Here is a 20629-nt window from a genome sequence, read left to right as displayed (position 1 = left end):
TCGCAGTATGGTGGCAAAGAGTGGTGTCACTAGGGTCGGATCCAGCAGGTGGATTCGGCCGCCCTCCAGCACCCGGTGGCACTGCCTGCGCGGCGGCCCGGGAGACCTTGTGTATCCGCTCGGGCTCGTGCCGCCGCCCAGGGCCGACGCCGCCCTCCGGTCACGATCGTCCCTCCCGGGTAGCCGTCTCCGCGTGTACGGCGCAGGCTTCTGGTGAGTTCCTCCACAGGCCCCTGCAGGCCGCAGGGGCCGCAGGGAGACCCAGGAGGTCGCCATGGCAGCCGCAGATCCGGCCGGAGAGGCCAAGAACCCGTCCAAGAAGCCGTCCGGAAAACCGTCCAAGGACCAGTCCAGGAACCGCCGCAGTCTCACCCACCGGGCCCGGTACGCCCTGCGCCATCCCAGGCGCGTGCCCGCCCATGCCCGGCGGGTGGTGCGCGACACGTGGCTGCGGCTGAAGCACCGCGACCACATCGCCTACTACCGGGCCGTCATGGCCGCCGACACGGCGCGCAGCCCGGAGGCCGCGGTGGGGCACAACCCGTCCGTCGCGAAGTGGGAACGCATCGGCCGGATGCAGTTCGACTACCTCCTGGGGCACGGTCTGGAGCCCCGGCACCGGATGCTGGAGATCGGCTGCGGGAACCTGCGGGCCGGGCGGCTGTTCATCGACCATCTGGACGCCGGGCACTACCACGGGCTCGACATCTCGCCGGCCATCCTCATGGAGGCCCAGCGCACCCTCGCGCGAGAGGGTCTGCAATCCAAACTCCCCTATCTGACACTCGTCGCCGACCTCTCCTTCTCCTTCCTGCCCGACGACCACTTCGACGTCGTCCACGCGCACAGCGTGTTCTCCCACTCCCCGCCGTACGTCATAGAGCAGTGCCTCGCGCACGTCGGCCGCGTCCTCGCCCCCGGCGGCTTCTTCGACTTCACCTTCGGCCGCACGGAGGGCACGGAACACCAGGTGCTCCACGAGGACTTCTACTACCGGACCGAGACCCTGATCGAACTCGCCCGGAAACACGGCCTGTCCGCCCGGTTCATGGACGACTGGGAGGAACTGCCGCACCGTCAGTCGAAGATCCGTGTGAGCGTTCCGAAGGAAGCCGGTGGACAGGCGGCCCCCGATGTCGGTGGCGCCCCCTGACGACCAGTCCGCCGCCGGCCTCCCGCACCCGGTCGGCGGCCACCTTCACCTGGAGGAGAGCCGGGGCGTCGCCTGAGGCCGGTTTTGGCGGACCCGGGTGGGCCCGCGCGGGGCCCCGGGTGATGCGAGCATGAACGGCATGGCTACTCATGTGATCACCGGGGCGGGTTCCGGCATCGGCGCGGCCGTCGCCCGACGGCTGCACGAGCGCGGGGACGACCTCGTTCTGCACGCGCGCGACGCGGGGCGGGCGAAGGAACTGGCGGCTCGGTTCCCGGGGGCGAGGACGCTGGTCGGTGACCTGGCGGACCCGGACAGGCTCTCCTGGGCCTTCTCCCACCAGACGCTGCCCGACCAGGTGGACTCGTTGCTGCACATCGCGGGCGTGGTGGACCTCGGGCCGGTCGGCGAACTGACGCCCAAGTCCTGGCGCCACCAGCTGAACGTGAACCTCATCGCCCCAGCCGAACTCACCCGTCACTTCCTGCCCCAGCTCCGGGCCGCCGGGGGGCACGTGGTCTTCGTCAACTCCGGTGCCGGTCTGAACGCGCACGCCGACTGGTCCGCCTACGCCGCCTCCAAGCACGGTCTGAAGGCGCTGGCCGACTCTCTGCGGGGGAGGAGCACGGCAACGGGGTGCGGGTCACCACCGTGTATCCCGGGCGTACCGCCAGCCCCATGCAGGCCAAGGTCCACCAGCAGGAGGGCAAGGAGTACGACCCCTCCCGGTGGATCTCGCCGGAGTCCGTGGCGACCACGATCCTCATGGCGCTGGATCTGCCCGGCGACGCGGAAGTGAACGACCTGACGGTCCGCCCGGGCCGCTGACGACGGGCGCGGGAGGCGTGAGCACTCGGCCCGCGCAGACATACGTAGGCTTCACCACGTGAGTGAACACTTCAGCTTCGGTCCCGCCACCGGCGTCGGCTCCATGCCCGGTGGGGACGCGCGCGAGACCGCGAAAACCGTGACCGGGACGTTCGGGTGGCCGGAGACGGGGATGGCGCATCTGCCCGAACTGCCCGCCAGAGGCCCCGGCGCCGACATGATCGGCAGGACGGCCGGAATGCTGGCGGAGCTGTACGCGCGCGTGGAGCCCAGCGGGTGGCGTGTCGGGGACCGGCCGGGGCGGGACACCAAGAGGGCCCGGTCGTGGCTGGGCGAGGACCTCGACGCGCTGGAGGAGTTCACGCAGGGGTACGAGGGCCCGCTGAAGGTGCAGGCCGTCGGACCGTGGACACTCGCCGCCGCGCTGGAACTGAAGAACGGCGAGGCGGCCCTCTCCGACCCCGGTGCCTGCCGGGACCTCGCCGGCTCTCTCACCGAGGGGCTGCGCCAGCACCTCGCCGAGGTGAAGCGGCGCGTACCCGCCGCCCGGATCGTGCTCCAACTCGACGAGCCGTCCCTCGTCGCCGTCCTGCGCGGGCAGGTGAAGAGCGCGAGCGGCTACCGCACCCATCGCGCCGTCGACCGCCAGGTCGTCGAGGCCACACTCAGGGACGTCCTCGGCGTCCACACCCAGGAGGGCGCCCGGTCGGCGGGCGTCGTGCACTCCTGCGCCCCCGACGTCCCCTTCGCGCTCCTCCGCCGCGCCGGTGCCTCCGGGATCTCCTTCGACTTCTCGCTGCTCACCGAGCGCGACGACGACGCGATCGGAGAAGCGGTGGAAGGAGGCACGCACCTGTTCGCCGGCGTCGTGCCGACCACGCAGGGCCCGTTGTCAGACCCTGCCGGTAGCGTCATGGGTGTCAGGACGCTGTGGCGCAGGCTGGGGCTGCAACCGGGGCTTCTCGCGGAGGCGGTCACGGTCACGCCGACGTGCGGGCTCGCTGGGGTCTCCCCGGCGTACGCGCGCCAGGCGCTCGCCCAGTGCGTCAAGGCGGCGAGATCTCTCGCGGACAACCCAGAGTAACGGGAGGACAACACGGTGGCCGGCGACAAGGACGCACAGCCCACATCGGTACCGGACGAGGCGGCGGCGCCCGCCGAGGCACGCGAGAAGCACGCGCGGCTCGCCGAACAGATCGAGGAGCACCGCTTCCGGTACTACGTGAAGGACGCCCCCGTCGTCAGCGACGCGGAGTTCGACGAGCTCCTGCGCACCCTGGAGGCGCTGGAGGAGCAGTACGCCGAGCTGCGCACACCGGATTCACCGACCCAGAAGGTCGCCGTCGAGTACGAGACCGACCTCGCCGAGGTGGAACACCGCGAACGCATGCTCTCCCTGGACAACGTCTTCGACGACGAGGGGCTCGCCGCCTGGGCCGACCGCGTCGCCAAGGACGTCGGTACGTCGGAGTACCACCTGCTGTGCGAGCTCAAGATCGACGGCCTCGCGGTGAACCTGACGTACGAGGACGGCAGGCTCACCCGCGCCGCCACCCGGGGCACCGGACGGACCGGCGAGGACATCACGCCCAATGTCATGACGATCGCGGAGATTCCGCACCGGCTGAAGGGTGACCGCGTCCCGCGGCTCGTCGAGATCCGGGGCGAGGTCTACTTCCCGATGGAGGCCTTCCAGAGCCTCAACGCGCGCCGTGTGGCGGCCGGTGAGAAGCCGTACGCCAACCCCCGTAACTCCGCCTCGGGTTCGCTGCGCCAGAAGGACCCCAGGGTCACGGCCACCCTGCCCCTGCACATGGTCGTCCACGGCATCGGCGCCCTGGAGGGCTTCGACGGCCTCACCCGCCTGTCCGGGGCCTACGACCTCCTCAAGTCCTGGGGCCTGCCCACCGCCCGCCACAACAGGGTGGTCGACGACCTCGACGGCGTAAGGGAGTTCATCGTGTACTACGGCGAGAACCGCCACTCCGTGGAGCACGAGATCGACGGCGCGGTCGTCAAGCTCGACGAGATCCCCCTCCAGGGCCGCCTCGGCTCCACCTCCCGCGCCCCGCGCTGGGCCATCGCGTACAAGTACGCGCCGGAGGAGGTCAACACCAAGCTCGTCAACATCCGTGTGGGTGTGGGCCGTACGGGCCGGGTGACGCCGTACGCCCAGGTCGAGCCGGTCACGGTCGCGGGATCGGAGGTCGAGTTCGCCACCCTGCACAACCAGGACGTGGTCAAGGCCAAGGGCGTCCTCATCGGCGACACGGTGGTGCTGCGCAAGGCCGGTGAGGTCATCCCTGAGATCCTCGGCCCGGTCGTCGATCTGCGCGACGGCAGCGAGCACGAGTTCGTGATGCCGGCCGAATGCCCCGAGTGCGGTACGCCGCTCGCCCCGGCCAAGGAGGGCGACGTCGATCTGCGCTGCCCCAACTCCCGCACCTGTCCGGCCCAGTTGCGCGAGCGCCTGTTCTATCTCGCCGGCCGCAAGTGCCTGGACATCGAGCACTTCGGATACGTCGCCGCCGCCGCGCTCACCAAGCCGTTGGAGCCGTCCGAGCCGCCGCTCCTGGACGAGGGCGACCTCTTCGACCTCACCATCGAGCGACTGCTGCCCATCAAGGCGTACGTCCTCGACCAGGACAGCGGACTGCCCAAGCGTGACCCGAAGACCGGCGAGGAGAAGATCGCCACCGTCTTCGCCAACCAGGAGGGCGCGCCGAGGAAGAACGCGGTCGCGATGCTCAGGAACGTCGAGGCTGCCAAGCAGCGGCCCCTCGCCCGTGTCCTCACCGGCCTGTCGATCCGTCATGTCGGCCCGGTCGCGGCCGAAGCGCTGGCCCGCGAGTTCCGCTCCATCGGCCGTATCGAACAGGCGAGCGAGGTGGAGCTGGCCAACACCGACGGTGTCGGCCCCGTCATCGCCGCCTCCCTCAAAGAGTGGTTCGCGGTGGAATGGCACCGCGAGATCATCCGCAAGTGGAAGGCCGCCGGTGTCCGCATGGAGGAAGAGGGCTCCGACGAGGACGAGACACCCAGGCCGCTCGAAGGGCTGACGGTCGTCGTGACCGGAACCCTCGAACACCACACGCGTGACGGGGCCAAGGAGGCGCTGCAGAGCCGGGGCGCCAAGGTGACCGGCTCGGTGTCGAAGAAGACCTCGTTCGTCGTGGTCGGTGAGAACCCGGGTTCGAAGTTCGACAAGGCGATGCAGCTCAAGGTCCCCGTCCTGAACGAGGACGGCTTCGCCGTTCTGCTCGAACAAGGGCCGGACGCGGCGGCGGAAGTCGCGCTTCCGGCCGTGGAGTAGGGGTTGAAGGCCACCCGTTCGGCGCATACCAGATGCATGGGGGTGGCCGGTCGCATTCGGGCAACCGACGTCGACCGCTGCACGTGGAAGCCCTGTGCGGCCTACTGTTGAGATGTGCGCCTGCCGTGCCCGGACGCGTGGTGGGTTCTCGGACGCGCGGTGCCGTTGAGTTGTCGGGAGCAACGGGCCGCGTGGCGTGGGCACCGCCGGCTGTGAGAGGGACGGGAATGGAACCGACCGAGAGCGTCGCCCCGGACTCACGGCTGCGCCCGCGCCGGGTGTCCGGAGCCTGGCGATGGGGACGCTCCTTGCTCACGGGGGTACGCCCGTTCGAGGGAAGCGGCGAGCGGAGCCCCGGGAGGCAGACGGCGTCGGACCCCGGTGCCGGAGCGGGACGCCCGCCGGGCCGTGCGGGTGCGACCGCACGCGGCTCGCTCGTACCCGGCCCGGCACAGCTCACCGTCGGCACCTCTGCCGGCACGGGTGCGGCCCACCCGGTCGGGAGCGCCCTCGGTGACGGCCGCAAGCACGGACTGCCGGGCCACGAGGCCGAGCGGCATCTGTCCTGGCCCGCACTGCCCGCCGTGATCGTGGGCCTCGCCGGCGCCATCCTGGGCGCCGGCTTCTACCGGGCGTTCGCCGGACAGCACGCGCTCTTCCCGTCGGGCGCGGTCGGCTGGTCCCTCGCCCTGCTGACCGGCATCATCGTCGGCCATCTGGTCGCCATGGGCCGTGCCCGCTGGTGGGGTGGCACCGGCTCCGGCGCCGCCCTCACCCTCGCCGTCCTGCTGCTGTACGGCTGGGTGCCCGCCGGGATGGTCAGCCTCACTGTCGTCGTCCTCGTCGGCGTCGCCCGCCTGGGCCGCTGGCGGCAGGGCGTGCTGCACGGCGCGGTCGACATCCTCGGCATCGGCGCCGGCTCGCTCGTCCTGTGGGTCTTCGGCCGTGTCCCCTCGGTGGAGCGGCCCTGGAACCCTGACAACTGGAGCGTCTACTCGGCACCGCAGGTGGCGTTCGTCGCCATCGCCTATCTCGCGGTCACCCGCGTCCTGCTCTGGTATCTGGCCGTACCGCGCGGCGGCCTGCCCACCGTCGCGCGTACGGCCCTGGTCAGGCAGGGGCTCGTCGCCGTCGCCCTGCTCGGCATCGCCCCGCTCGTCTGCGTCGTCGCCATGGCCCAGCCGCTGCTGCTGCCGCTCTTCGCCATCCCCCTCATCGCGCTCGACTCCACCCTGTGGATAGCCCGCGCCCGCGCCGAGGAGCAGTTGCGCGACCCGCTCACCGGACTCCCGAACCGCCAGTGGCTGCTCGAACGGACCTGGACCGCCCTGGACGACGCCGAACGGATCGGGGCCAGGTCGGCGTTGATGCTGATCGACCTCGACCGCTTCCGGTCCGTCAACGACACGCTCGGGCATCTCGCGGGCGACCGGCTGCTGTTGCAGATAGCCGACCGGCTCCGGGTCGCGCTGCCGCGCGGAGCGGAGGTCGCGCGGCTCGGCGGCGACGAGTTCGCCGTACTCCTGCCCGTCGCCGACTCCACCACGTCCGCCTCCCGCGTCGCCCGCAACCTCGTCGCCGCGCTCGGCTCGCCGCTCGACCTCGACGGGCTCACCCTCGTCCTGGAGGCCAGCGCCGGGCTCGCCGTCTTCCCCGACCACGCACTCGACGCGGAAGGGCTGCTGCGGCGGGCGGACGTGGCGATGTACCAGGCGAAGCGGGACCGTACGGGCGTCGAGGTCTACGAGTCCAAGCGGGACTCGAACACACCGGACCGGCTCGGTCTGCTGGGTGACCTGCGGCGGGCGCTGGACGCCCACGAGGTCGAGCTGCACTACCAGCCGAAGGTGCGTTTCGACGGGCAGGTCGCCGGGCTGGAGGCCCTGGTGCGGTGGGTGCATCCGGAGCGGGGGAAGGTGCCGCCGGACGAGTTCATAGCGATCGCCGAGTCCTCCGGGCTGATGCCGCATCTCACCGAGTACGTCCTGGACACCGCGCTCGGACAGGTGGCGAGGTGGCGGGCGCAGGGGCTGCACGTGCCGGTCGCCGTGAACGTGTCCCCGCGCGACGTCCACACGCCCGGCTTCGCGGGGGCGGTGGCCGCGCGGCTCGCCCGGCACGGGGTCCCCGCGGGGTCGTTGCAGCTGGAGATAACGGAACACGTGCTGCTGGAGGACCCGCAGCGGGCCGCGGACACCCTCGCCGGGCTGACCGGACACGGGGTGAAGATGTCGCTCGACGACTTCGGTACGGGGTATTCGTCGCTGGTCCACCTTCGGCGGCTGCCGGTGAGCGAGCTGAAGATCGACCGGTCCTTCGTGGCCCGGCTGGCGGTGGACAACGAGGACGCGGAGATCGTGCGCTGCACCGTCGATCTCGCGCATTCGCTGGGGCTGCTGGTCGTCGCGGAAGGGGTCGAGGACGACGAGACGTGGGAGCGGCTGCGGGATCTGGGGTGCGACGCGGTGCAGGGGTGGCTGGTCGCCGCCGCCATGCCGCCGGAGGAGGCCACGGCCTGGTTGCGGGCTCGGGGGTCCCGTGGATGGCAGCGGCCGACGGCGGCGTTGCCCGCGGCGACGGTCGACGAGTAGTCCTTCCCGCCGCAGCCGCAGCCGCAGCCGCAGCCGCAGCCGCCCGGTCCGACCGCGAGCGCGTGCGGCTGTCACCGGCACGGGGCGCGGCCCCTGATTTTCAGGCTTTTCAGGGGGCGCGGGGAACCACGCGACCACTCCCCACCCACCCGTACCCGCCCAAACACCTCCGCCTCCCGGGCTCCGAGGCGCCCGGCTCAGCGCCGCCGCCCGCGCGCGGCGGCGAAACCCGTGCACGGGCAGCGGCGCGCGCCCCATAGGATTGGCGCCAAACCACACACACTCACCCCAGAGGATCGCTGCATGCCTGGCATCACGCGCGAGGAGGTCGCCCACCTCGCACGGCTGGCGCGTCTGGAGCTGAAGCCCGAAGAGCTCGAACACTTCGCGGGCCAGCTGGACGACATCATCGGCGCGGTCGCCCGCGTCAGCGAGGTCGCCGACCAAGATGTACCGCCGACCTCGCACCCGCTGCCGCTGACGAACGTCATGCGCGCGGACGAGGTCCGTCCGTCGCTCACCCCCGAGCAGGCGCTTTCCGCCGCCCCGGCCCAGGAGCAGCAGCGTTTCAAGGTGCCGCAGATCCTGGGGGAGGACTGATCACGTCATGACCGACAGCATCATCAAGCTCACCGCGGCGGAGATCGCCGCGAAGATCGCCGCCGGCGAGCTCACCGCCGTACAGGTCACCGAGGCCCACCTGGCCCGGATCGAGGCCGTCGACGAGAAGGTGCACGCCTTCCTGCACGTCGACCGCGAGGGTGCCCTCGCCCAGGCCCGTGCCGTCGACGAGAAGAAGGCCAAGGGCGAGAAGCTCGGGCCGCTCGCCGGCGTGCCCCTCGCGCTCAAGGACATCTTCACCACCATGGGGGTCCCGACCACCGTGGGATCGAAGATCCTCGAAGGGTGGATCCCGCCGTACGACGCCACCCTCACCAAGCGGCTGAAGGACGCCGACGTCGTCATCCTCGGCAAGACCAACATGGACGAGTTCGCCATGGGGTCCTCGACCGAGAACAGCGCCTATGGCCCGACCGGGAACCCGTGGGACCTCACCCGCGTCCCGGGCGGCTCCGGCGGCGGTTCCTCCGCCTCCCTCGCCTCCTACCAGGCGCCCCTCGCCATCGGCACCGACACCGGCGGTTCGATCCGTCAGCCGGCCGCCGTCACCGGCACGGTCGGTGTGAAGCCGACGTACGGCGCGGTCTCCCGGTACGGCATGGTCGCCTTCTCGTCCTCCCTCGACCAGGGCGGCCCCTGCGCCCGTACGGTCCTGGACGCGGCGCTGCTGCACGAGGTCATCGCCGGGCACGACCCGCTGGACTCCACCTCCGTCGACGCTCCCGTGCCGCCGGTCGTCGAGGCCGCGCGCAACGGCAGTGTCGCCGGGATGCGGGTGGGTGTCGTCAAGCAGTTCCGCGGTGAGGGCTACCAGGCCGGCGTCGTCCAGCGGTTCGACGAGTCGGTCGAGCTGTTGAGGGAGCTGGGCGCCGAGATCGTCGAGCTGGACTGCCCGTCCTTCGACCTGGCGCTGGCGGCGTACTACCTGATCGCGCCCAGCGAGTGTTCCTCGAACCTCGCCCGCTTCGACGGCCTGCGCTACGGCCTGCGAACCGGCGACGACGGCACGCACTCCGCCGAGGAGGTCACCTCCCTCACCCGTGAGGCGGGCTTCGGCCCCGAGGTGAAGCGCCGCATCATGCTCGGCACGTACGCGCTCAGCTCCGGCTACTACGACGCGTACTACGGCTCCGCCCAGAAGGTCCGTACGCTCATCACGCGGGACTTCGAGAAGTCGTTCGAGAAGGTCGACGTCATCGTCTCGCCGACCACGCCCACCACCGCCTTCCCGATCGGCGAGCGCGCCGACGACCCGATGGCGATGTACCTCGCGGACCTGTGCACCATCCCGACCAACCTCGCGGGCAACGCCGCGATGTCCCTGCCCTGCGGTCTCGCGCCGGAGGACGGGCTGCCGGTCGGACTGCAGATCATCGCCCCGGCACTGAAGGACGACCGCCTTTACAAGGTCGGCGCCGCCGTCGAGGCCGCCTTCGTGGAAAAGTGGGGGCACCCGCTCCTGGAGGAGGCTCCGTCACTGTGACCAACGCACTGTCCAAGGCCAAGGATTTCCAGAGGTCCAAGTCCGGCACGTACGTGTCCATCGCCACCACCGCCTTCGGCGCGTGGGGTGTCGCCAAGCGGATCAAGAAGGCCCGCGCCGACGAGGACACCCTGCGGCTGCTCGACGCGACGGTGGCCGCCGTCGGCATCGTCACCGGCCTCGCCATCCTGTACCGCGAACTGAAGCGGCTGGGCGACGACGACGTCCTGCTGGGCTGAGAGGGAAGTTTCCACCGTGACCACCACGACCGACCTGGTCTCGTACGAGGACGCGCTGGCGTCGTACGACCCCGTCATGGGCCTTGAGGTCCATGTCGAACTCGGCACCAGGACCAAGATGTTCTGCGGCTGTTCCACCGAACTCGGTCAGGACGCCAACACGCAGACCTGCCCCACCTGCCTCGGCCTGCCCGGCGCGCTCCCGGTCGTCAACGCGATCGGCGTCGAGTCCGCGATCAGGATCGGTCTCGCGCTGAACTGCGAGATCGCCGAGTGGTGCCGCTTCGCCCGGAAGAACTACTTCTATCCGGACATGCCGAAGAACTTCCAGACCTCCCAGTACGACGAGCCCATCGCCTTCAACGGCTACCTCGACGTACAGCTGGAGGACGGCGAGACCTTCCGCGTGGAGATCGAGCGCGCCCACATGGAGGAGGACACCGGCAAGTCGACGCACGTCGGCGGTGCCACCGGCCGCATCCACGGCGCCTCGCACTCGCTGCTCGACTACAACCGCGCGGGCATCCCGCTCATCGAGATCGTCACCAAGCCGATCGTCGGAGCCGGGGAACGCGCACCGGAGGTCGCCAAGGCGTACGTCCGCGAGCTGCGCGAGGTGATCAAGGCGCTCGGTGTCTCGGAAGCCCGCATGGAGATGGGGCAGATGCGCTGCGACGTGAACCTGTCGCTGCGCCCGCACGGCCGCGAGAAGTTCGGCACGCGTTCCGAGACGAAGAACGTGAACTCGCTGCGGTCCGTGGAGCGCGCGGCCCGTTTCGAGATCCAGCGCCACGCGGCCGTCCTCGGCGATGGCGGGACGATCGTCCAGGAGACCCGGCACTTCCACGAGGACACGGGGTCGACGACCTCGGGCCGGGTGAAGGAGGAGGCCGAGGACTACCGGTACTTCCCCGAGCCGGACCTGGTGCCGGTGGCCCCCTCGCGGGAGTGGGTCGAGGAGATCCGGTCCGCGCTGCCCGAGCTGCCGCTGGTCCGCCGCAACCGGCTCCGCGAGGAGTGGGGCATCAGCGCCACCGACATGCAGGCGATCCTCAACGCCGGTGCGCTGGAGCCGATCGTCGCCACCATCGAGGCCGGCGCGGACGCCGCCTCCGCCCGCAAGTGGTGGATGGGTGAGCTGGCCCGCAGCGCCAACGAGTCGGGCAAGGCGCTCGACGAGTTGGCGATCACTCCGGAGCAGGTCGCCCGGGTCACCGCACTGGTCGCGTCCGGCGACCTGAACGACAAGCTGGCGCGCCAGGTCATCGAAGGCGTCCTCGCGGGCGAAGGCACCCCGGACGAGGTCGTCGACAAGCGCGGTCTGAAGGTCGTCTCCGATGAGGGCGCCCTGACCACCGCCGTCGAGGACGCCATCGCCGGCAACCCGGCCATCGCGGACAAGATCCGCGGCGGCAAGGTGGCGGCGGCCGGTGCCCTGGTCGGCGCCGTCATGAAGGCCACGCGGGGGCAGGCGGACGCGGCTCGCGTCAAGGAGCTGATCCTGGAGAAGCTGGGCGTCAGCGAGGGCTGAGCCCTGCGACACTCCGAGGGGGATGTGCCGGTCCCGGCGCATCCCCCTCGGAGTGTGATCAGTGGCTCCGGATCAGATCCGGCGCCCCACGACCCGCACGAATCCCAGCGTGCCGCCCTGGTCGAGGCGCAGCATCTCGGCGCACCGGCCGGCCATCCGGATGTGGAACTCGTCCGTGTTCTCCTCGGCCACGACCTCGCACCACCGCAGCCAGTCGTGCCAGCCGTCCTCCAGCCAGTCGGCCGTCTCGACCTCCACGGCCCCGCCGCGGGTCCAGTGACGCCGCCACCAGGCGGCCGTGTGGAAGCACCAGAAATCCGGCTCCCAGTGCGGCTTGAGGTGCTCCGGCGGCTCGGTGCCGTCGATCTCCTCGCGCAGCGCCGGTACGACGACCCCGATCCGCCCGCCCGGCTTCAGCAGCCCGGTCAGCGTGGGCAGGTACAGGTCGCTGGTGCCGAAGTACTGGTACGCGTCGACGGAGACGACCGCGTCGAAGCTGCCCTCGCCGAACGGCAGGTCGTGCGCCTCGGCGAACACGGGCAGGACGCGGTCCGCGACGCCGGCCTCGGTGATACGGGCCGCGTTCTCGTCGGGCCTGACCCACAGGTCGGCGGCGGTGACCTGGACGTCGTACTCCTTGGCGAGGAAGACGGACGTCATGGCGCGACCGCAGCCGAGGTCGAGGACGCGAGCGCCGGGGCGCAGCTCCTCCAGGCCGAGCGCCGGGGCCAGCCACTCCAGCAGCCACAGCGCGTGCGGGCCCATCTGGTTCTCGATGGTCCAGCGGGCGTCGTAGCGGTTGCTGCGCGGGTAGCGGGGGTGGCTGGCGCGGTCAGTGAGGGGGGCGTTCGAGGTCCGGGAAGTGATGTCCGGCATCGGTGAACGGGCTCCTTGAGTCCTTGAGGAAGAAAGGGGATGCGTCGGAGCTCGGTCGGACCGTCAAACAATGCACCTGCTTCGGCCGGGCGGCGGGGCGCCACGGGGCGTTCCTCGGACCAGCGGACGCTAACAGCCGGAACGTCGGCCCCGCACCCGGTTTTCCCTCGACGGGCTACCGCCTCGGCCATGACCGCGCCAGCGGGCCCGCTGGACGGCTGCGGGCACGGGCGCCGCGCTGACCCTGGCAGGGCTGGCCGCGGCACTGCTCCGCCTCACCCGCACCGCACCGGCACGCGTCTGGGCGGCGTACGCCTGCGGAGCGGTCGTCTGCGCGGGCGCACGCCGTACTGGGTTCACGCAGACGCACCCGGCGAGCGCTGTGGCTGCTGATCGCGGGGGTGGTGGTGGCGCTGGGGGACCGGTTCGACTGAGGGCGACAGCGTTCACCTGACCGTCCCGCGAGCTGTCTCCCCCTGTTGTGAACAAGCCCACGAATATGACAAATGATCTCGTGCGCCTGCCAGAGTGGCTTTGCCTTGCTCATGCGTTCTTTGCGGGCTGTTCAGTTCAAGGACGACTGCTCCCGGTCAAAGATCCAGAAAAGTCCCCCTGGGAGCACGTTTCGTGGCAGCCCTCGCCCGCTGGTGTGTCCAGCGCCGTCTCGTCACCGTCCTTCTGTGGCTTCTCGCCTTCGCCGGCACGGCCGCAGGCGCCGCCGCCGCGGGAGCCGCGTACTCGAACGACTACAAGACCCCCGGAACCGAGTCCAGCCGCGCCACCGACCTCCTGAGCGAGGGCTTCCCCGGCATCAGCGGCGACAGCGCCACCGTCGTCTGGCACACGGGCGAGGGGTCCGTACGGGCCGCCGCCGTCGAGCAGACGATGACCCGGACCCTCGACGAGATCGCCGACCTGCCGGGCGTCACCGCCGTGACCGACCCGTACGACGGCGCCGGCGCCGGCCGGATCAGCGAGGACGGGCGTACGGCGTACGCCTCCGTGACCTTCGACGAGCCGGCCGGTGACGTGGACAAGGCGCAGGCCGAGGCCGTCGTCGACACAGCGAAGGCCGCCGAGGGCGACGGGCTCCGGGTGGAACTGGGCGGCAGCGCGATCGGGCTCACCGAGACCTCCGGCGGGCACCTCGCCGAGATCGTCGGCGTGCTCGTCGCCGCCGTGGTCCTCTTCCTGGCGTTCGGCTCGCTCGCCGCCAGTCTGCTGCCGATCGCGACCGCCCTGGTGGGTGTCGGCACCGCCTACGCGGGGATCACCCTGCTCGGGCACACCATGACGGTGGCCGACTTCGCGCCCATGCTGGGCACCCTGATCGGGCTCGGCGTCGGCATCGACTACGCGTTGTTCATCGTGACCCGCCATCGCCGGGGGCTGAAGCGGGGACTGTCGGTGGAGGAGGCCGCGCGGAGCGCGGTCGCGACCACCGGGCGGGCCGTGGTGTTCGCGGGTGCCACCGTGTGCATAGCCCTGCTGGGCATGCTGATCCTGCGGCTCGGCTTCCTCAACGGCGTCGCGATCGCCGCCTCGCTCACCGTGGTCCTGACCGTCGCCGCGTCCGTCACGCTGCTGCCCGCCCTGCTGTCGTTCATCGGCATGCGGGCGCTGAGCCGCCGCGAACGCCGCCGACTGACGGAGCACGGGCCGGAGCCCGAGCTGCCCACGGGCTTCGCCGCCCGCTGGTCCGCCTTCGTCGAACGGCACCCCAAGAAACTCGGCGCGATCGCCCTCGTCATCATGACCCTGCTCGCCCTGCCCACCCTGGGGCTGCGCCTGGGCACCTCCGACCAGGGCAACGACCCCGGGGCGACGACCACCCGCCAGGCGTACGACCTGCTCGCCCACGGCTTCGGGCCCGGAGTGAACGGGCCGCTGACCCTGGTCACCGAGGTGGACGGCGCCGCCGACAAGCTCGCTCTCGACAACCTCGACACCGCGCTGAGTGCCACCGACGGCGTCTCGGCGGTAACCCCGGTGACGTACAACACCGGCGGTGACACCGCCTATCTCACCGTCGTACCGGACTCCTCCCCGCAGTCCGAGCGCACCAGCGACCTGGTCGAACGGCTGCGCGACGAGGTGCTGCCGCGCGCCGAGCGGGGCACGTCGCTCGATCTGCACGTCGGCGGGGTGACCGCCGGCTACGACGACTTCGCGGACGTCATCGTCGGCAAGCTGCCGCTGTTCGTGGGGGTCGTCATCGGCCTCGGCTGTCTGCTGCTCCTGCTCGCCTTCCGGTCGATCGGGATACCGGTAAAGGCCGCCGCGATGAACGTGGCCGCCGTCGCCGCCGCGTTCGGCGTGGTCGTCGCGGTCTTCCAGTGGGGCTGGGGGAGCGAACTGATGGGCCTCGGCCGGGCCGGGCCCATCGAACCGTTTCTCCCGGTGATCATGGTCTCCGTTCTCTTCGGACTCTCCATGGACTACCAGGTCTTCCTGGTCAGCCGGATGTACGAGGAGTGGCTGGAGACCGGTGACAACCGGCGCGCGGTCCGGATCGGCCTCGCCGAGACCAGCCGGGTGATCAACTCCGCGGCGGTCATCATGATCTCCGTCTTCCTCGCCTTCGTCCTCAGCGGCGACCGCGTGATCGCCATGTTCGGCATCGCCCTCGCCGCCGCCGTCGCCCTCGACGCCTTCGTCCTCCGCACGCTCCTCGTGCCCGCCCTGATGCACATGCTCGGCGGCGCCAACTGGTGGCTTCCCGGCTGGCTCGACCGCAGACTGCCCCGCCTCAGCATCGAACCGCCCGAGTGCCGCGCCGCCCATGAGAGGCTGGCCGCCGCGACGGACGCCGAGGCGGCGGACGTACTGGCGGGGGACGTCGGACAGGCACCGGCGGGGAACGCCGACGCGACGGACGCACGGGCGAAGGAGCGACAGCCGGATGTACGCGACATCCCTGGGTGACGACGGAGCCGAACTACGGCCCCTGGACCCCTGGCACGCCGAGGAGTTCCTCGCGCACCTGGAGCGGGGACGGGAGTTCATCAACCAGTACGTCCCCTTCGGCCAGACCGCCACGGACATCGCGTCCGCGCGCGCCGTCCTCCAGCGGTACGCCGACCTGCGCGCCGCCGACACCGGCTCCCTGCACGGCATCTGGCTCGGCGGGAAGCTCGTCGGTGGGGTCCTCTTCCTCAACTTCGACGCGGAGAACGCCAACTGCGAGGTGGGCTGCTGGCTGGAACCCGCCGGCACGGGGCGGGGGCTGGTCACGCGCGCCGTGCGGATCCTCATCGACTGGGCCGTCGACGCCAGGGGGATCCACCGGGTCGAATGGATCGCGGCCTCGGGCAACCAGCCGAGCCTGAACGTGGCCCGGCGGCTCGGAATGTCCCGGGACGGTGTGCAGCGCGAGAGTTATCCGCACCGAGGGGCCCGGCACGACCTGGAGATATGGTCCGTCCTGGCGCCCGAATGGCGTGCGGCACGCGCCCGCAGCGCTTACAGCGATCATTAAGAGGACTCTCAGACAACATTCGTACGGTGCGAGGTATGGGAACCAAGACAGCTGACGAGAGCGGGGCCGACACGGGCGCCGCGGCGAAGAACGACGAGGACATGGTGGATGTGACCAAGGCCGACACGGTGGCCCCCGAAGGCGAGCCGGACGACGTCGCGTCGGCTTCCGAGGCCGACGACGCGGCTGATGTCGAGGACGGCGACCGCCTGTCCGAGGCCCGGGTGAAGGAGCCGTCCGGTGTCGGGCAGGGCGCCGGCGCCATCGTGTCCGTCGCCCTCGGCACGGTCTCGCTGACCGGCAGCTGGGTCGGCACCGTGGCCTCCGCGCGTGAGGAGATCACCGGTCAGCTGGAGATGCAGGCCGCCGCCGACGCGACCGTCGCCACACAGCTCCAGGCGGTCTACGGCGACGCCTGGCAGGCCACCGCCCTGTGGGGCGGCGTCTTCGCCCTGGCCGCGCTGATCGTCGGCGTCGCCGTGCTGGTCCGGCCCGCGTTCGGCGACCCCGACCAGGTGCAGAAGCCCTGGATCAAGTCCGTCGCCTGGGCCGGTGTCTCGGTCGGCTTCGTCGGGCTGGTGCTGGCCGCCCTGAAGTACTCCGACATCCTGCTGGCACTGCCCAGCACCTGACGCCCGCCCGGAGACCCGGAGACCCGGAGACCCGGACACCCGGACACCCGGACAGGACTGCTTCTGAGGGGCCTTAGGCCCGTCGCGGGGATCTCCGCGACGGACCTAAGGCCCCTCCCGCGTCCAGGATGCGGAACTCTCCCGATGTGGCGCACCCCCCTTGCACACGAAGGTTGAGGCATCGCGGCGAACGAGCCGAGACCGATTCCTCACGAGGGGTACGAGATGTTCGAGTACGAACTCCAGCAGACCCGTTCCGCAGAGCTGGTCCGCGAAGCGGAGCAGCACCGCCGGGCCCGCGCGGCCCGCCGCGCCCACCGCGAGGCGGCACGCGAGTCCAGGACGCCGCTGTCGAGGTCCGCGTCGGGGGAGAGGGGCGGAGACCCGGAACCGGAGGGCCGGGCACCGCGCGAGCGCCTGCGCCGGCTTCGCTTCCCACGTGCCGCGTGAGCTCGGGGTGGGTCGTGGGGCGACGAGATCGGCCGAGGGGGTACGGGCGCGTATCCGGGCGTGAGGGTGTGGCAGGGAGCCGCCGTGGCGCGGGAGCCGGATGTGCGGGCTCGGCCGGGGCCGCCGTTGCGGGGAAGCCGGCCGTGGGGGTGCCGTGGTGAACCGAGGCGGTATCGGCGACGGTCGGGCGGGCGACCACGCGGCCGGCCGGGGGCTGCGGAGAATCGGTGACGGAGTGTCGGCGCCTCGTGCGATGCTCGGCGATGTGGAGACCAGGTCCGTCAGTCCGGTGTTCGTGGGTCGAGCCGATGAACTGGAGGTGTTGCGCGAGGCGCTGGCCCGTGCCGCAGGTGAAGGCGGCGCGCGGGCGGCGGGGAGCGGGACGGACGAGGGCGGGCCGCAGGCGCTGCTGCTCGGCGGTGAGGCCGGTGTGGGCAAGACCCGTCTGGTCGAGGAGTTCGCCGGCGAGGCCGTGCGCGGGGGCGCGGTCGTCGTGCTCGGTGGCTGCGTCGAGATCGGCGCCGACGGGCTGCCCTTCGCGCCCTTCTCCACCGCGCTGCGCGCCCTGCGCCGCCAGCTCCCCGACGAGCTGTCCGCCGCAGCCGCCGGCCAGGAACAGGAACTGGCCCGGCTCCTGCCCGAGTTGGGTGAGGCCTCCCGCGCACGGCACGACGAGGAGGGCACGGCTCGCCTCTTCGAACTCACCGCCCGCCTCCTGGAACGCCTCGCCGCCGACCGCACGATCCTCCTCGCCCTGGAGGACCTGCACTGGGCCGACACCTCCACCCGTCACCTCCTCTCCTACCTCCTGCGCACCCTGCGCACCGGCCGCCTCGTCGTCCTCGCCACCTACCGCTCCGACGACATCCACCGCCGCCACCCGCTGCGCCCCCTCCTCGCGGAACTCGACCGCCTCCGCACGGTCCGCCGCATCGATCTGCGCCGCTTCAACCGCGCCGAGGTCGGCCACCAGCTCGCCGGCATCCTCGCCGCCGAACCCGCACCGGAGCGGGCCGACGAGATCTTCGAACGTTCCGACGGCAACGCCTTCTTCGTCGAGGAACTCGCCGTCGCCGCCCACGGCGGCGGCTGCCCCGCCCTCACCCACTCCCTGCGCGACCTGCTCCTCGTCCGCGTCGAACACCTCCCCGAGGACGCCCAGCGGGTCGCCCGCATCGTCGCCGAGGGCGGTTCCACCGTGGAGTACGCCCTGCTCGCGGCCGTGGCCCGGCTCCCCGAGGACGACCTCATCGAGGCGCTGCGCGCCGCTGTCGGCGCCAACATCCTGCACGCCGCACCCGGCGGCGACGGCTACCGCTTCCGGCACTCCCTGGTCCGCGAGGCCGTCAGCGACGACCTGCTGCCCGGCGAACGCTCCCGCCTCAACCGCCGCTACGCCGAGGCCCTGGAGGCCGACCCGACGCTCGTCCCGGCCGACGGCCGCGCCACCCGACTGGCCAGCTACTGGTACCACGCCCACGACGCCGCCAAGGCCCTGCCCGCCGTCCTCTACGCCTCCGCCGAGGCCCGCTCCCGGCATGCCCACTCCGAGCAACTACGGCTTCTGGAGCGGGCGATGGAACTGTGGGAGGCCGCCCCCGACGCCGTACGCGCCGCCCTGCGCCCCATCGACCACGCCGAGGTCTACCCTCCCTGCGGCTGCGACCCCGCCACCACACCACTGCGCTACCTCGACCTCATGGCCGAGGCCGCCGTCGCGGGACGGCTGTGCGGGGAACGGGAGCGGGCCATGCGGATCACCCGACGGGCCCTCGACCTGCTGGCCGACGGGGACGACCCGCTGCGCACCGCCTGGTTCTGGGTACAGCGCTCCCTGCTGACGGAGGGCCTGGCCCGGGGCGACGGCTGGAAGGAACTCGCCACCGCCCAGGAACTGGTACGCGGCCTGCCCCCGTCCGAGGTGCACGCCGAGGTGCTGTCCCGTGTCGCGGGCTGGTCCATGCTCCACGCCCCCGGTCCCGACGCCCTCTCCGACGCCCAGCGCGCCGTCGAGTACGCGCGCATGGTCGGCGCCGAGGACATCGAGCTGAACGCCCGCCTCACCCTCGGCGGCCTGATGGCCGACGCGGGAGACGTCGAGACGGGCCTCGCGGAGATGGAGGAGGTCCGCAGACGCGCCCTCGCACGCGGCCCCGCCACCGTCGTGGGCCGCGCCCATATCAACCTCCCGTCCTGCCTGGAGGGCGTCGGGCGCTCCCAGGAGGCCGTCCGCCTGCTGCGAGCGGGACTCGACGTCACCCAACGCATGGGTCTGCTGGACTACGAGGCCTGGATCTGGGGCAATCTCTCCGAATCGCTCATCTCCCTCGGACACTGGGACGAGGCCGGGGAAGCCGCCGCGAAGGCCCGGTACACCGGGACCAGCACCAAGACGCGCGGCGGCAGCTCCCTCTGCCTCGCCGCCATCGCCCTCGCCCGCGGCGACACCGCCGAGACCCGGAGCCAACTCGCCACCGCACACGGCCACTTCGGAACCCACAACCCCATGCCCCAGAACAACCTGCCATTGTCCTGCTTCGCGATCGGCATCGCCGCCGCCGAGGGCCGCCTCCCGGACGCCCGCGCCGAACTGGCCCGCGTCCTCGACACCGGCTTCCCCGTCGGCACCCAGCGCTATGCCTGGCCGCTGCTGCTCACCGCGACCGTCGCGGAGGCCGACGCCCGCGCCCTGCCGGCGGCCGAGCCAGGCCGCGCCGAGGTCCTCGACCGGATCCTCACCGTGGTCAGGAAGCTCACCACCGGCGCACCGGTCTGGCTCGCCCACGAACGCTGGGTGCGCGCCGAACTCCGGCGCGCCGAGGGCGAGGTGGCCCCGGACACCTGGTCCGACGTCGTCACCGCCTTCGAGCCCCTGGAACGGCCGTACGATCTCGCCCGCGTCCGGCACCGCCTCGCCGAGGCGCTGTTGGCCGACGGCGCCGACGACGAGGCACGGGACCGGGCGACGGAACTGCTGCGGCTGGCCGCCGCCGTCGCCGACCACCTCGGCGCCCGCCCGCTCGCCGACGAGGTCGCCCGCCTGGCCCGCCGCGCCCGCCTCACCCTGAGCCGCGCCCCCGAGCCGGCCCTGGCCCCCGCCGACCCCGTCGCCGCGCTCGGCCTCACCGGCCGCGAACACGACGTCCTCCGCCTCGTCGCCGCCGGCCGCACCAACCGCCAGATAGCCGAGGAACTCTTCATCTCCCCGAAGACGGCCAGCGTCCACGTCTCGAACATCCTCGCCAAGCTCGGTGTCTCGGGCCGGGGCGAGGCGGCGGCGGTGGCGCATCGGGTGGGGTTGGTCCCCGCGGGGGTGGGGGAGCGGCTTGTCGCGGGATGACGCGGGTAGGTCACGAACAGCGGAGGAGCTGTGTTGTACCAGATCGAGTTCACAGTGTGCTGCCGCGCAGAGGGACGTGCTTGCCGAGGACAGA

At 71.7% G+C, this 20629-nt stretch carries 14 protein-coding genes and 2 pseudogenes; 15 read left to right on the top strand and 1 reads right to left on the bottom strand.

Annotated elements, in window-relative coordinates; genetic code table 11:
* Window positions 1–274: 274 nt before the first annotated feature.
* The 9 genes and pseudogenes from WBG99_RS09760 (at window position 275) to gatB (ending at window position 11759) form a co-directional block, all read left to right on the top strand.
* Window positions 275–1153: a class I SAM-dependent methyltransferase gene (locus tag WBG99_RS09760; RefSeq protein WP_338895946.1), complete on the top strand. Its 879-nt coding sequence runs from the start codon at window positions 275–277 to the stop codon at window positions 1151–1153.
* 139 nt (window positions 1154–1292) lie between these two features.
* Window positions 1293–1981: pseudogene (locus WBG99_RS09755) on the top strand (SDR family oxidoreductase).
* A 58-nt stretch (window positions 1982–2039) separates the two neighbouring features.
* Window positions 2040–3065 carry a methionine synthase gene (locus WBG99_RS09750; RefSeq protein WP_338895945.1) on the top strand — a complete coding sequence of 342 codons (1026 nt, stop codon included), beginning with the start codon at window positions 2040–2042 and terminating at the stop codon, window positions 3063–3065.
* Window positions 3066–3080: 15 nt separating this feature from the next.
* Window positions 3081–5294 carry an NAD-dependent DNA ligase LigA gene (gene ligA / locus WBG99_RS09745; protein WP_338895944.1) on the top strand — a complete coding sequence of 738 codons (2214 nt, stop codon included), beginning with the start codon at window positions 3081–3083 and terminating at the stop codon, window positions 5292–5294.
* Window positions 5295–5521: 227 nt separating this feature from the next.
* On the top strand, window positions 5522–7885 hold the full coding sequence (locus WBG99_RS09740) for an EAL domain-containing protein (RefSeq protein WP_338895943.1): 2364 nt from the start codon (window positions 5522–5524) through the stop codon (window positions 7883–7885).
* 303 nt (window positions 7886–8188) lie between these two features.
* Complete coding sequence (gene gatC, locus WBG99_RS09735) at window positions 8189–8485, top strand: Asp-tRNA(Asn)/Glu-tRNA(Gln) amidotransferase subunit GatC (RefSeq protein ID WP_005480000.1); 297 nt, start codon at window positions 8189–8191, stop codon at window positions 8483–8485.
* A 7-nt stretch (window positions 8486–8492) separates the two neighbouring features.
* The gene (gatA, locus tag WBG99_RS09730) at window positions 8493–9989 is read left to right on the top strand and encodes an Asp-tRNA(Asn)/Glu-tRNA(Gln) amidotransferase subunit GatA (protein ID WP_338895942.1); all 1497 of its coding nucleotides are present in this window, start codon (window positions 8493–8495) and stop codon (window positions 9987–9989) included.
* Window positions 9986–10228 (top strand): hypothetical protein, encoded by a 243-nt coding sequence (locus tag WBG99_RS09725; protein ID WP_338895941.1) that lies wholly within the window; start codon window positions 9986–9988, stop codon window positions 10226–10228. Before gatA ends, WBG99_RS09725 begins: the two co-directional genes overlap by 4 nt.
* Window positions 10229–10244: 16 nt before the next feature.
* On the top strand, window positions 10245–11759 hold the full coding sequence (gene gatB, locus WBG99_RS09720) for an Asp-tRNA(Asn)/Glu-tRNA(Gln) amidotransferase subunit GatB (protein ID WP_338895940.1): 1515 nt from the start codon (window positions 10245–10247) through the stop codon (window positions 11757–11759).
* 72 nt (window positions 11760–11831) lie between these two features.
* Here gatB and WBG99_RS09715 read toward each other — a convergent pair whose 3' ends face one another.
* Window positions 11832–12635: a methyltransferase domain-containing protein gene (locus tag WBG99_RS09715; protein WP_338895939.1), complete on the bottom strand. Its 804-nt coding sequence runs from the start codon at window positions 12633–12635 to the stop codon at window positions 11832–11834.
* Window positions 12636–12834: 199 nt separating this feature from the next.
* Here WBG99_RS09715 and WBG99_RS09710 point away from each other — a divergent pair.
* From WBG99_RS09710 to WBG99_RS09685, 6 genes and pseudogenes are all read left to right on the top strand, one after another.
* Window positions 12835–13069: pseudogene (locus WBG99_RS09710) on the top strand (hypothetical protein); the annotation flags it as partial.
* Between the two features lie 193 nt (window positions 13070–13262).
* Window positions 13263–15560, top strand: a complete 2298-nt coding sequence (locus WBG99_RS09705) for an MMPL family transporter (RefSeq protein WP_338895938.1) — start codon at window positions 13263–13265, stop codon at window positions 15558–15560.
* Window positions 15538–16113: a GNAT family protein gene (locus WBG99_RS09700; protein WP_338895937.1), complete on the top strand. Its 576-nt coding sequence runs from the start codon at window positions 15538–15540 to the stop codon at window positions 16111–16113. The genes WBG99_RS09705 and WBG99_RS09700 overlap by 23 nt, the downstream gene beginning before the upstream one ends.
* A 35-nt stretch (window positions 16114–16148) precedes the next feature.
* Window positions 16149–16745, top strand: a complete 597-nt coding sequence (locus WBG99_RS09695; protein ID WP_338895936.1) for a hypothetical protein — start codon at window positions 16149–16151, stop codon at window positions 16743–16745.
* A gap of 225 nt (window positions 16746–16970) precedes the next feature.
* Window positions 16971–17195: a hypothetical protein gene (locus WBG99_RS09690; RefSeq protein WP_338895935.1), complete on the top strand. Its 225-nt coding sequence runs from the start codon at window positions 16971–16973 to the stop codon at window positions 17193–17195.
* A gap of 253 nt (window positions 17196–17448) precedes the next feature.
* Window positions 17449–20535: an AAA family ATPase gene (locus WBG99_RS09685; RefSeq protein ID WP_338900275.1), complete on the top strand. Its 3087-nt coding sequence runs from the start codon at window positions 17449–17451 to the stop codon at window positions 20533–20535.
* The last annotated feature ends 94 nt before the right edge of the window (window positions 20536–20629 follow it).

Origin of the sequence: Streptomyces sp. TG1A-60, assembly GCF_037201975.1 — a bacterium.
Classification (GTDB): domain Bacteria; phylum Actinomycetota; class Actinomycetes; order Streptomycetales; family Streptomycetaceae; genus Streptomyces.
This window is presented reverse-complemented; position numbering and strand designations above follow the sequence as displayed.